The 12,318-nt window shown below is 64.8% G+C and carries 10 protein-coding genes; 3 read left to right on the top strand and 7 right to left on the bottom strand.

Annotated elements, in window-relative coordinates; genetic code table 11:
* Nucleotides 1-12: 12 nt before the first annotated feature.
* Genes AWB80_RS00550 through AWB80_RS00540 form a run of 3 tightly spaced genes read right to left on the bottom strand, consistent with a single transcriptional unit; the run spans nucleotide 13 to nucleotide 1,995 of the window.
* A complete protein-coding gene (locus AWB80_RS00550) occupies nucleotides 13-645 on the bottom strand; it encodes a LysE/ArgO family amino acid transporter (protein ID WP_061172697.1) in 633 nt (210 codons plus the stop codon).
* A complete protein-coding gene (gene maiA, locus AWB80_RS00545; protein ID WP_061173067.1) occupies nucleotides 642-1,286 on the bottom strand; it encodes a maleylacetoacetate isomerase in 645 nt (214 codons plus the stop codon). The genes AWB80_RS00550 and maiA overlap by 4 nt, the downstream gene beginning before the upstream one ends.
* Before the next feature lie 10 nt (nucleotides 1,287-1,296).
* Nucleotides 1,297-1,995: a fumarylacetoacetate hydrolase family protein gene (locus AWB80_RS00540; RefSeq protein ID WP_061173066.1), complete on the bottom strand. Its 699-nt coding sequence runs from the start codon at nucleotides 1,993-1,995 to the stop codon at nucleotides 1,297-1,299.
* Between the two features lie 323 nt (nucleotides 1,996-2,318).
* Between AWB80_RS00540 and ybiB the strand changes: the two genes are divergently transcribed.
* Nucleotides 2,319-3,320, top strand: coding sequence for a DNA-binding protein YbiB (gene ybiB, locus AWB80_RS00535; protein ID WP_061172696.1), 1,002 nt, complete (start codon nucleotides 2,319-2,321; stop codon nucleotides 3,318-3,320).
* Nucleotides 3,321-3,735: 415 nt separating this feature from the next.
* The gene (gene leuA / locus AWB80_RS00530; protein WP_061172695.1) at nucleotides 3,736-5,391 is read left to right on the top strand and encodes a 2-isopropylmalate synthase; all 1,656 of its coding nucleotides are present in this window, start codon (nucleotides 3,736-3,738) and stop codon (nucleotides 5,389-5,391) included.
* 28 nt (nucleotides 5,392-5,419) lie between these two features.
* Here the strand turns inward: leuA and AWB80_RS00525 are convergent, their stop codons facing one another.
* Nucleotides 5,420-5,803 (bottom strand): nuclear transport factor 2 family protein, encoded by a 384-nt coding sequence (locus AWB80_RS00525; protein ID WP_061172694.1) that lies wholly within the window; start codon nucleotides 5,801-5,803, stop codon nucleotides 5,420-5,422.
* Between the two features lie 45 nt (nucleotides 5,804-5,848).
* Complete coding sequence (locus tag AWB80_RS00520) at nucleotides 5,849-6,415, bottom strand: acyloxyacyl hydrolase (protein ID WP_061172693.1); 567 nt, start codon at nucleotides 6,413-6,415, stop codon at nucleotides 5,849-5,851.
* Nucleotides 6,416-6,775: 360 nt separating this feature from the next.
* On the opposite strand from AWB80_RS00520, the gene rpoH reads away from it, so the two are divergent.
* Nucleotides 6,776-7,711, top strand: a complete 936-nt coding sequence (rpoH, locus tag AWB80_RS00515) for an RNA polymerase sigma factor RpoH (protein WP_061173065.1) — start codon at nucleotides 6,776-6,778, stop codon at nucleotides 7,709-7,711.
* A gap of 136 nt (nucleotides 7,712-7,847) precedes the next feature.
* Here rpoH and nagE read toward each other — a convergent pair whose 3' ends face one another.
* Entirely contained in the window at nucleotides 7,848-9,632 is a 1,785-nt protein-coding gene (gene nagE, locus AWB80_RS00510) for an N-acetylglucosamine-specific PTS transporter subunit IIBC (protein ID WP_061172692.1), read from the bottom strand.
* Nucleotides 9,633-9,717: 85 nt separating this feature from the next.
* On the bottom strand, nucleotides 9,718-12,306 hold the full coding sequence (ptsP, locus tag AWB80_RS00505; RefSeq protein WP_061172691.1) for a phosphoenolpyruvate--protein phosphotransferase: 2,589 nt from the start codon (nucleotides 12,304-12,306) through the stop codon (nucleotides 9,718-9,720).
* Nucleotides 12,307-12,318 lie beyond the last annotated feature (12 nt).

Below are 12,318 nucleotides of genomic sequence, written 5' to 3'. Positions count from 1 at the left end.
CGCCCTTTTTTTTCATCGCGCGAGTATCAGCGACGCCGCGATCCACCACATCACGCAGCCGACGATCACATCGAGCACGCGCCACGACACGTCCTTCTCGAACCACGGTTCCAGGAGGCGCGCGCCGTAGCCGAGCGTGGTGAACCAGGCGACCGACGCGCACATCGCGCCCGCCGCGAACCACGCGTTTGCCGGCCAGCCGCGTTGCGCGCCGATGCCGCCGAGCAGCACCACGGTATCGAGATAGACGTGCGGATTGAGCAGCGACAGCGCGAGAACCGTGGACGCCGCGCCGATCGCCGTCTGCGAATCGCCGTCCGACGCGTTCAGATGTCCCGGCCCGCGCCATGCCGCGAGAAACGCGCGCAATCCGTACAGAAACACGAAGATCGCGCCCGCCCAGCGAATCACGTCGAGCAGAACGGGCGCACGCGCGATGAGCGCGCCCATTCCGCCGACGCCCAGCGCGATCAACAGCACGTCGATGAGGGCGCAGATCGACACGACCACGCCCACGTGACTGCGCTTCAACCCCTGCCGCAACACGAACGCGTTCTGCGCGCCGATCGCGACGATCAGGCTCGCGCCCAGCCCGGCACCCGACAAATAACTCGACAGCGCTCCGGCAGAAACCGCTGCCGTCATTCGGCGTCCGGCTGTTGCGCCGGAGCGGCCCGTGCGAACGCGTCGAGCGTGCAGGCGTGATCGGCGATGCGCGCGAGCGTCGGATAGGGGCTCACGTCGATGCCGAAGCGCCGCGCGTTGAAAACCTGCGGCACGATGCACAGATCGGCGACGGTCGGCGTATCGCCGAAGGTCAGCGCACCGACGCGCGGATCGGCGGCGAGGCGCTTTTCGAGCGACGCAAAGCCGGTCTCGACCCAATGCCGGTACCACGCGTCCTTGGCTTCATCCGGCACCTTGACCTGATGCTTCAGGTACTTGAGCACGCGCAGATTGTCGAGCGGATGGATTTCGCACGCGACCTGCATCGCGACCGAGCGCACGAACGCGCGATCTGACGGACGCTTCGGCAAGAGCGGCGGCTCGGGATGCGTCTCCTCCAGATACTCGATGATCGCGAGCGACTGCGTGAGTATGTCGCCGTCATCGACCAGCGCGGGCACGATGCCGTCCGGATTCACCGCGCGGTACTCGGGCTTCAGTTGCTGGCCGCCGTCGCCCAGCAGATGAACCGCCTCGTACTCGTAGTCGAGGCCCTTCAGATTCAGCGCGATGCGCACGCGATACGCCGCCGAGCTGCGGAAATAGCTATAGAGCTTCATGTTCATGCACTCAGACGACGCGCACGGAGAATTCGCCGATGCCATCGACGCCGCCCTCGAGCAGATCGCCCTTCACGACGGCGCCGACGCCTTCCGGCGTGCCGGTGAAGATGAGATCGCCGGGAAACAGCTCGAAGAGCGTCGACAGATACGCGACCGTCTCGCCCACCGACCAGATCAGTTGCGAGATGTCCGAGCGCTGCTTTTGCTCGCCGTTGACCGTCAGCCAGATCGCGCTCTTTTCCAGATGCCCGACCTTCGAAACGGGATGGATCGGGCCGATCGGCGCGGAACGGTCGAAGCCTTTCGCGGTGTCCCACGGACGGCCGAGCTTCTTCGCTTCGGCTTGCAGATCGCGGCGCGTCATGTCGAGGCCGAGCGCGTAGCCGTAGACGTAGTCGAGCGCTTGATCGGCGGAGATGTCCTTGCCCTGCTTGCCGATCGCGGCGACCAGTTCCATCTCGAAGTGCAGGTTCTTCGTCTGCGACGGATACGGGAATTCTCCCGTTGCGCCGGGCGCGACGTAGAGCACTGCATCGGCGGGCTTGCTGAAGAAGAACGGCGGCTCGCGGTCCGGATCGTGGCCCATTTCGCGCGCGTGGGCTTCGTAGTTGCGGCCGACGCAGTAGATGCGCCGTACCGGAAACTGCTCATTCGAACCATCGACGGGCACCGCTGCTGCCGGCGCCGGAGGAAACACGTAGGTCATCCCGCTCTCCAGTTGCTGTTTGATTTGCAGATTCATGGACGAATGCGCTGGCCCTTGCGGCCAGCGAGAAAGGGAAGTTTAACGTGCGCGCGAAGATCGTGGCGAAGCCCGTGAGGCTTGGCGGGCGCGGCTTTGCGAGCTTTCGGCAAGCCTTCGCCGGATCGGGCGACGCTTCGATTTCATCGTCCTGCGCGCGAAACGTTCGACTGGCGTACCTTGCCAGCGCCCGTCAAATGCGGTACTCAATAAGCTTCCTGCACCTTAAAAAGCGCGGCGGCATCGCTCGGATGATGAAATTGAGCGCCCGATCCGCGCCTCTCTCCATGACCGACTCCGCTTCCCTACCTTTCGCCTGCGCACGCTACATCAAGGAAATCGGCCGCGGGCCGAACGGCGCGCGCGCACTTTCGCACGACGACACCTACGCACTCTACGAAGCGATGCTCGAGGACCGCGTCCCCGAACTCGAACTCGGCGCGGTGCTGCTCGCCTACCGCGTGAAGGGCGAAACCGCTGCGGAACTCGCCGCGATGCTGTCCGCCGCGCATCGCTCGTTCGAACCGCTGCATGTTCAGGACGGGCGCGAACACGCCCGGCCCGTGTCGATTCCGAGCTACAACGGCGCACGCAAGACGCCCAACCTCGTGCCGCTGCTATCGCATCTGCTCGCGCGCGAGGGCGTGCCGGTGCTGGTGCATGGCGTCACCGACGATCCGGGCCGCGTCACGAGCGCCGAGATTTTCGCGGAACTGGGTATCGCGCACGCGGCTTCGCACGATGAAATCGAGGATAGTCTCGCCTCGCGCCGCCTCGCCTTCGCGCCGACCACGGTGCTCGCGCCGAAGCTCGCGCGGCTGCTCGCGCTCAGGCGCCGCATGGGCGTGCGCAATTCCACGCACACGCTGGTGAAAATCCTCCAGCCGTTCGCGGAGCCGGGCCTGCGGCTCGTCAACTATACGCATCCGGAATATCGCGAGAGCCTCACTGCGCTGTTCACGGAGCATCCGGACGCGGCAGCGGGCGGCGCGCTGCTCGCGCGCGGCACGGAAGGCGAGGCCGTCGCCGATACGCGCCGCCAGGTGCAGGTCGACTGGTTCCACGACGGCCGCATGGAGACGCTGATCGCGCCGGAGCACTCGCAGCCGCACGCGCCGCAGGTCGATCTACCCGAAACGCTCGATGCGGCGACCACCGCGCGCTGGATCGAATGCGTGTTGCGCGGCGACGTGCCGGTGCCGCCCGCGGTCGCGCGTCAGGTCGAAGTGATCGCCAAGGTGGCGCGCAAACCCGTCCCTGATCAGACAAACCCGACAAACCCCATTTGACACGGTATTCAACGCTGGTTTAAAGTCGAGCGCATGAGCTTCACCCAGTTCCCCTCCCTCCGAATTATTTCGGGCCGCCTAGCGCGGCCCCTATCGCTACGTCTAGCGTAACTCGCCAGACGTAGCGCCGCGCGTCGCAAGGCGCGTGGTCCTGCCAGCAGTCTCCTGTAGTTCCTTTTCTTACCACTGTAGTCGTCAGCTTTTCGTTCGCGCATCCCGCGATACGGAAACGCGAGGGTCAAATGCACGCTGCTTCGCGCACGTTCACGTTGGTCACAGGCGTCACCATCGCTGGTGATCCCGGGACACGCGCGCGCGGCTTCGTCTTACGTGCATTCCGTCACGCCCGGCCAGCCGCCGGACACGGCCTCTCTCGCAGGCGCTACGCAAACTGTCCGAAGAGAGATCGACGATCATGATGCCGAACCCCGCCGAGAAATACCGCCCGTTTCCGCAAGTCCGTCTGAATGGCCGCCGCTGGCCGAACCGCACGATCGAAAAGGCGCCCATCTGGATGAGCACCGATCTGCGCGACGGCAACCAGTCGCTCATCGAGCCGATGAGCATCGCCGCGAAGCTCGAATTCTTCGAGATGCTGGTGAAGATCGGGTTCAAGGAAATCGAGGTGGGATTCCCCTCGGCATCGCAGACCGATTTCGATTTCGTGCGCAAACTGATCGACGAAAAGCGCATCCCGGACGACGTGACCATCGAAGTGCTCGTGCAGTCGCGCCGCGAACTGATCGAGCGCACCTTCGAAGCGGTCGAGGGCGCGAGCAAGGTGATCGTGCACCTGTATAACGCGATCGCGCCGTCGTTTCGCAAGATCGTGTTCAACCAGTCGAAGGACGAAGTGAAGGCGCTTGCGGTCGAAGGCACGCGCCTCATCAGGGAATGCGCGGCGGCGCGGCCGGACACGCACTGGATCTATCAGTACTCGCCCGAAACCTTCAGCATGACCGAGCTTTCGTTCGCCCGCGAAGTGTGCGACGCGGTCGCGCAAACCTGGCGTCCGACGCCCGATCACAAAATGATCGTGAATCTGCCCGCGACCGTCGAAGCCGCGATGCCGAACGTCTTCGCCGACCAGATCGAATGGATGGACCGCAACATGGGTTATCGCGACAGCATCGTGCTGTCGGTGCATCCGCATAACGATCGCGGCACGGCGGTCGCGGCGGCGGAAATGGCGCTGCTCGCGGGCGCGGACCGCATCGAAGGGTGTCTGTTCGGCAACGGCGAGCGCACCGGCAACGTCGATCTCGTCACGCTCGCCATGAATCTCTACACGCAAGGCATCGATCCCGAGCTCGATTTCTCCGATATCGACGCCGTGCGCCGCGTCGTCGAGCGCTGCAATCAGATTCCGGTGCATCCGCGCCATCCTTACGCCGGCGATCTCGTCTTCACCGCGTTTTCGGGTTCGCATCAGGACGCGATCCGCAAAGGCTTCGCGCAGCGCGTGCCGGGCACGGTGTGGGAAGTGCCGTATCTGCCGATCGATCCGGCCGATCTCGGCCGCAGCTACGATGCCGTGATCCGCGTGAACAGCCAGTCCGGCAAGGGCGGCTCCACCTATCTGCTCGAGCGCGGGCTCGGTTTCACGCCGCCGCGCCGCGTGCAGATCGAATTCAGCCACGCTGTGCAGACCGTCACGGACACATCCGGCGCGGAAATCAGCGGCGAAGCGATCTGCAACCTCTTCAAGCGCGAATATTTCGACGCGGGCGGGCCGGTTTCGCGTATCGACGCTTCGACCCTGTCGGTGTTCGGAAAGCGCATCGTGATCGCGCCAGCGGCAAGCGCGCCGAGCGGCGATGCCTGGGCGCAGACGGTCGCGGCAGCGCTCGGCGTGGACGCGAGCGTGAACTGGTTCGAAACCGCCGTCACGGCGAGCGGCGACACGGCCGCGTTCGTCGGCTGCCGAGTCGGCGACGGCCAGACGCGCTTCGGCGTCGCGGTGCATGCAAATCCGGCGCTCGCGGTCGCCGATGCGGTCGTGAGCACGGTGAACCGTTCGAAGCGCGTCGTGCAGGAGGATCGGCAGGACGAGGCGATGGAGGCGGTGTAAGCCTCAGCGCAAGGCGGCGCGCGCTGCGCTATTCCAGCGCGACGCGCGTCGCCTGCAGGGCGAGCAACTGCCACTGCCCTTCGGTTTGGACGTGCACGGCCGTATAGGCAATCGGAAAAAGCAGCGCGCCGTTCTTCGATTCCATCTCGATCAGCGCGCGCCCGGACACGAGACACGTATCGCGCCCCGCGGGCAGCACGTCCTGCGACTGAATCTCGATCTGGCGATAGCGGCGGCGGCCAGCGGTGATGGCGTCGATGAACTGGCGCTTGGTCTCCCGCTTGCCGTTCGTGTGGACGTAGCTGACGTTTTCAGCCAGCAACGCATCCAGCGCGGGGCCGTCGCTCTCGACCATCGCACGGAAACGGTCACGCTCGAGGGCGCGAATCGCCTCAATGGTTTTTGCCGGCATCTGTCCATTCCCCTTGTGTCGAGGAACCGATACGCCGGCGCCCCGTCAGAAGTTGTATTGCAGATATAGCTGGCTGAAATTTATACCAGGATTCGGCTCTTTGATACCTGCGTTCGACAGATGCTGGAATCGGAAGCCCGCCTGATAGCTCTGCTTCTCGCCGAAAATCATCCCGACGCCGACCATGTCGGCAAACTGGAAGGCTGTCGACACGGTGAAATCCTGCGTGATGCGCGCATGCGAAAGCAGCCGCACGCCTACGCCCGCCTCGATGAACGGCCGGAAATAGCCCGAACTCTTCACGAAGCGCACGACCGGCGTAAGGCCGACTTCCCAGATGCTCGGATGGACGGCGTTGTCCTCGGTCGTATGCCAGTAGGAGACGTGCCCTTCGCCGATGAGCGTGAAGTGGAATCCGCCGATTTCCCACCAGGTGAGGCCCGGGTCCCAGGCGACACCGAGATCGAGTTTCTTGATGTCGTGGTTGGCCACACCGCCAGCAACCTGAACGCCGAACCGGTCCGCGTGCGCCGCAGCCGACGCGAGGCCGAACGCGGCGCAGACTGCAAGACGGCAAATTGGACGAAACCACGAAGTCTTGTTTTTATGCATGAGCACCCCATTTTCCTCGGATGACGGGCGTGTTTCATTAACCGCGTTGTCTGGCGAATTCTAGAGACGTTTTTCGAGATGTGCAGAAAGCGTAACGACACGCCCTATTCTGTTGAATTTTCTTTCGCCGCGCCGCACAAAAGCGGTAATCGATTCGAAAACGAAGCGTACATCGGTATAATTTCCCTATTTTTTTGCAACAGTCCGTCCTATTGATCTTGCAAATTCGATAGCTTTTGTGGGAACTCACACACTCTCTTGCCCTCTAACACTTAGCACTCGCTGAACCGGAGTGCTAATATCGTGTCTGACTTGCCGTCGTTAAGCGGCGAGTGAATTGTTGAAAAGGAGCTAATGAGCGTGACCAATGCGATGACCCTTCCGAATGTTCTGAGCTCGGCACCTGCCAAGGCATCTTCGGCAGGCGCGCTGACGTACGCACAGTCGTCGATGCTGACCGGCCAGATCGGCAACATCGATTCCTACATACAAGCAGTGAACCGCATTCCGATGCTTTCGCAAGCAGAGGAACGTCAGTACGCCACCGAATTCCGCGAGCAGGGCAACCTGAACGCCGCGCGCCAGCTCGTGCTTTCGCACTTGCGCCTCGTCGTGTCGATTGCCCGCAACTACCTTGGCTACGGCCTGCCGCATGCGGACCTGATCCAGGAAGGCAACATCGGTCTGATGAAGGCCGTGAAGCGCTTCGACCCGGAGCAAAACGTGCGCCTCGTGTCGTACGCGATGCACTGGATCAAGGCCGAGATCCACGAGTACATCCTGCGCAACTGGCGCATGGTGAAGGTCGCAACAACCAAGGCGCAGCGCAAACTGTTCTTCAACCTGCGCAGCCACAAGACGAGCCATTCGGCGTTCACGCCGGATGAGATCGACGGCCTCGCGAATGAGTTGAACGTGAAGCGCGAGGAAGTCGCGGAGATGGAAACGCGCCTGTCGGGCGGCGATATCGCGCTCGAAGGCCAGATCGACGACGGCGAGGAAGCGTTCGCGCCGATCGCCTATCTCGCCGACTCGCACAACGAGCCGACGAACGTCATCGCCGCGCGCCAGTTCGACAAGCTGCAAAGCGACGGCCTCGCCGACGCGCTGGAATCGCTCGATGAGCGCAGCCGCCGCATCATCAAGGCGCGCTGGCTCGACGTGCAGGACGACGGCTCGGGCGGCAAGACGCTGCATGAACTGGCCGACGAGTTCGGCGTATCGGCAGAACGCATCCGCCAGATCGAAGCGAGCGCGATGAAGAAAATGCGCTCCGCGCTGCACGACTATGCGTAATACCTGACTGTGCCGTAGCAGAAGTTGCGAAGCCCGCCGTCGATGAGACGGCGGGCTTTTTCTTTGCGCCTGCCTTGCTCTGAAAAAACAAACGGCACCCGAAGGTGCCGTTTGTTTTCAACCATCGATTACCGCATCACGCCGGCATCGGTGCTGCGCCGCCGCCGTTGCCCGACAGACGCGTGGACAGTTGCGTCGCATAACGCTGCGCCGCCGTGCCCACGACGATGTGGAAAGTATCAGCCGACACCCACGCGACATCCAGCGACGACAGACGTTGACGATCCACCGCCGACGGATCGCGCACGACCACGCGCAGGCGCGTCTGCGCAACCGCGTCGAGCGATGCGATGTTGGTCGCGCCGCCGAAGACAGCGAGCCAGCGGAACGGGTCCGGATCGAGCGGGCCGGGCGTCTGGTCGGCGCTCGCCGCTGCCACCGGTTGCGCCGGCGTCGACGATGCCGGCGTCGCGCCACGCGTCGACGAATGTTCCAGCTCGGTGCGGATTTCATCGGCGATCAGATCGGCTTCCGGCCCGATGATCACCTGCACGTTGGTCGCGCCGCGCTTGAGCACGCCGCGCGCGCCGATGCCCTTCAACTGCGGTTCCGACACTTTCTCCGAATCCACCACCGACAGACGCAGACGAGTCGTGCAGGCATCGACGAGCGTCAGGTTGGACGCGCCGCCGAGCGCCGCGATGTACTTCCCCGCACGCGTGTTCGACACAGCCGCCGCGCCCGGAACCGGCGGAATCAGACCGCCATCGACCGTGGTTGCGACATCGGTTTCTGCGTCGGTCGTGGCCGGTTCGCGGCCCGGCGTCGCCATGTTGAACTTGCGGATGAAGAAGCGGAACAGGCCGTAGTAGATGACGAAATAGACGATGCCGATCGGAATCGCCATCCAGCCGCGCTGCGACAGACCGTAGTTCAGCACGTAGTCGATCGCGCCCGCCGAGAACGTGAAGCCGAGATGGACGCCGAGCGCCGAGCAGATCGCGAGCGACAGGCCCGTCAGCACCGCGTGGATCGCGTAGAGCACGGGAGCCAGGAACATGAAGCTGTATTCGATCGGCTCGGTCACGCCCGTGAGGAACGCGGTCAGCGCCATCGAGAACAGCAGGCCGCCGACGATCGCGCGGCGATCCTTCGGCGCTTCATGGAACATCGCGAGACACGCGGCCGGAAGGCCGAACATCATGATCGGGAAGAAGCCGGTCATGAAGCCGCCTGCGGTCGGATCGCCCGCGAAGAAGCGATGCAGGTCGCCATGCACCACCGCGCCGCCGCCCGGCGGCGTGAACGAGCCGAACACGAACCATGCGAGCGAGTTGATGATGTGATGCAGACCCGTCACGAGCAGGATGCGGTTCAGCACGCCGAACACGAAGGTGCCGAGCGCGCCGGCGGTCGTCAGCCAGTTGCCCGCCGTGTCGATGCCCGCCTGCACCGGCTGCCATATGTAGCCGAGCACGATGCCGAGTATCAGACACGTGACGCCCGTGATGATCGGCACGAAGCGCTTGCCGCCGAAGAACGCCAGGTATTCGGGCAGCTTGATGTCCTTGAAGCGGTTGTACATGTAACCCGCGATCACCCCGGCGATGATCCCCGACAGCACGCCCATGTTGAGCTTGTCGTTGATGTCCTTCATCACCGCCACTTCGATCAGATAGCCGATCGCGCCGGCGAGACCCGCCGTGCCGTTGTTGTCCTTCGCGAAGCCCACCGCCACGCCGATGGCGAACAGCAGCGGCAGGTTGGTGAAGATCGCATCGCCGGCGTCGGCGATCATCTTGATGTTGAAGACATCAGGCTGGCCGAGACGCAGAAGCAGGCCGGCCACCGGAAGTACGGCGATCGGCAGCATCAGCGCGCGGCCTAGTCGCTGCATCTTTGCAAACGGGTTGGCGTCCATCGGGTTCTCCAAAAATATAAGTCTTGTCGTTACTGCTTGGGGGATTGCGAAAAAGGCTCCGCGAATCTGTCAGAAGGACGGACGTTCAGTCCTGCGGCCAGATTTCGCGGCTTGCCGCTCTTACTGCCTGCGCCGATTCGAGCGCGAGGCAGTCCTCGGCGCGCTGACGGCACAGTTGGTAATCGAGATTGCGCACGCGCGCCTTGATGCCGGGCACGGAACCCGGATCGACCGACAATTCGGTCACGCCGAGACCGACGAGCAACGGCGCCGCGACCGGATCGCCGCCGAGCGCGCCGCACACGCCGACCCACTTGCCGTGCTTTTCCGCGCCCTGCACGGCCACCTTGATGAGACGCAGCACGGCGGGATGCAGGCCGTCGGACTGCGCGGCGAGATCGGGCTGGCAGCGGTCCATCGCGAGCGTGTACTGCGTGAGGTCGTTGGTGCCGATCGAGAGGAAATCCGCGTACTTCGCGAGTTGATCGGCGAGCAGCGCCGCCGAGGGCACTTCGATCATCACGCCCACTTCGATCGGCTCGGTGCGGCCCGCTTCGCGCGCCAGTTCGTCGATGCGCGCGCGCAGACGCTGCAGTTCGCCGGCATCGGTCACCATCGGCAGAAGGATGCGCACCGTGCCGAGCGGCTTCACGGCGAGCAGGCCGCGCAACTGGTCGTCGAGCAGATCGGGGCGCACTTGCGCGAGACGGATGCCGCGAAGGCCGAGCGCCGGGTTTTCTTCAGGCGGCAGCGTCAGATAGTCGACTTCCTTGTCCGCGCCGACATCGAGCGTGCGGATAATCGCGGTGCGGCCCTGCAATGCATCGACGATGCCCTGATAGCTTTGCGCGTGCTCCTCGACCGTCGGCGCCGACTGGCGATGGATGAACAGCAGTTCGGTGCGCAGCAGGCCGACCGCGTCGGCGCCGTTTTCGACGGCGGCTTTCGCGTCGTCGAGCGTGGCGATGTTCGCGGCCACTTCGATAGGGCGTCCGTCCTTCGTCGATGACGCTTCCTGCGACATCTTGCGATTCGCCTCACGCACGTTCGCGAGCCGCTCGCGTTCGGCGCGCGCCCGTTCGACGTCGAGTTGCGTCGGCGCATGTTCGATGCGGCCCGCGGACGCGTCCACGACCACTTGCGTGCCTTCGGGAATCGCGTGCAGCGCATCGCCGATGGCGACGAGCGCCGGAATGCCGACCTGCCGCGCGATGATCGCCGCGTGCGAGGTCGCGCCGCCGCGCGCCATCACGAGCGCGGTGACGCGCGTGCGGTCGATCGACGACAGATCGGACGGCGTGAACTCGGTGGCCGCGAGCACGGTTTCCTGCGGCAATTCGCGCGCCGCCGTGTTCGTGAGACCGAGCGCGCGCAACACGCGCTTTTCGATGTCGCGCAGATCGGCCGCGCGTTCGGCGAGCAGCTCGTCCTGCACGTTCGACAGCAACGCGATCTGCGCGCGGATCGCCTCGCGCCACGCGAAGCCCGCGCTCTTGCCGAGGCTGATCAGATCGCGCGCGGCGTCGATGAGCGTCGGGTCTTCGAGCAGCACGCGATGCACCGCGAAAATGCCCGCTTCGCCGACCGCGCCGCGTTGCGACGCGGTGCGCACGGTTTCGTCGAGATCGGCATCGACCTGCGCGATCGCTTTATCCAGCGCACGGCTTTCCGCCGCCGACTGGCCGCTCGCTTGTTCCGGCGGCACGATGTCCTGATCGTCCCAGCGCACCAGCTTGCCGACCGCGATGCCCGGCGCCGCGCACACGCCCGCCAGCGTATTCGGCGGCAGCGGCTCGCCCGCAGCGGCCGCCTTCGCGACCGGCGCAGGCGACTTCGCGCGCGCGGGCGTCTCTTCGACTTCGCCCAGCGCCGCGCGCAACAATTCGGCGGCGACGGCTTCGACGGCCTGTTGCGCCTGAGGGCCGATACCGACCAGTTCGATGGTCGAGCCCTCGCCCGCACCGAGCCCGAGCAGGCCGACCACGCTCTCCACCGGCGCCTTCCTGCCTTCGTAGCGCACTTCGACCTTGGCGTCGAAACCGCGCGCGGCTTCGCGCGCCCGCGCCGCCGGACGCGCGTGCAGACCGCCCGCATGCGCGAGCGTCAGGCTGCGGCGCGCTTCTTCCGTGACGAGCGCGCCGGAGCGCGCGGTTTCCGCCTTCTCGCCTTGCTTCGCGCGCAAGACCAGCAAGCGGGCGCCCGCGTTCAGCATGCCGCGCCCGGCGCGCTCGACGACATCGAACGCATCGCCGTTGGCGACCGCGATCACCGAGACGAGGCTCGGCGCGTGTTGCGCGACGAAATCCGCATCGAACTCGATGAGCGGCTGGCCCGCGCGCACGGTTGCGCCTTGTTCGATCATCGGCGCGAAACCCTTGCCGCCCAGCCCGACCGTGTCGATGCCGATATGCACGAGGATCTCCGCGCCCTCTTTCGTGCGCAGCGTCACCGCGTGATGCGTGCGGGCGAGATGCGTGATCGTGCCGTCGCAGGGCGAGACGAGCACGTTATCGAGCGGATCGATGCCGATGCCGTCGCCGAACATGCCTTCGGCGAACACGGGGTCCGGCACGTCGGCCAACGGCACGACGGGACCGGTGAACGGCGCAAGCAACACGACCTCGTTCGGGTTATCGATGGAATGGTTCAACAGTGACTCCTCGGCACGGCGCATCGGCTAGCTCAC

This window comes from Caballeronia pedi (genome assembly GCF_001544915.2).
In the GTDB taxonomy this organism is placed as follows: Bacteria; Pseudomonadota; Gammaproteobacteria; order Burkholderiales; family Burkholderiaceae; genus Caballeronia; species Caballeronia pedi.
Note: the sequence above shows the minus strand (reverse complement) of the source record. Positions and strands in the feature narration are given on the sequence as shown.

Bases quoted from the DNA above. Each gene is read 5' to 3' on its own strand.
- ybiB (WP_061172696.1), top strand. From the start codon at position 2,319: ATGACCGACTCCGCTTCCCTACCTTTCGCCTGCGCACGCTACATCAAG.
- nagE (WP_061172692.1), bottom strand. From the start codon at position 9,632: ATGGACGCCAACCCGTTTGCAAAGATGCAGCGACTAGGCCGCGCGCTG.
- AWB80_RS00550 (WP_061172697.1), bottom strand. From the start codon at position 645: ATGACGGCAGCGGTTTCTGCCGGAGCGCTGTCGAGTTATTTGTCGGGT.
- AWB80_RS00520 (WP_061172693.1), bottom strand. From the start codon at position 6,415: ATGCATAAAAACAAGACTTCGTGGTTTCGTCCAATTTGCCGTCTTGCA.
- AWB80_RS00540 (WP_061173066.1), bottom strand. From the start codon at position 1,995: ATGACCTACGTGTTTCCTCCGGCGCCGGCAGCAGCGGTGCCCGTCGAT.
- maiA (WP_061173067.1), bottom strand. From the start codon at position 1,286: ATGAAGCTCTATAGCTATTTCCGCAGCTCGGCGGCGTATCGCGTGCGC.
- AWB80_RS00525 (WP_061172694.1), bottom strand. From the start codon at position 5,803: ATGCCGGCAAAAACCATTGAGGCGATTCGCGCCCTCGAGCGTGACCGT.
- ptsP (WP_061172691.1), bottom strand. From the start codon at position 12,306: ATGCGCCGTGCCGAGGAGTCACTGTTGAACCATTCCATCGATAACCCG.
- leuA (WP_061172695.1), top strand. From the start codon at position 3,736: ATGATGCCGAACCCCGCCGAGAAATACCGCCCGTTTCCGCAAGTCCGT.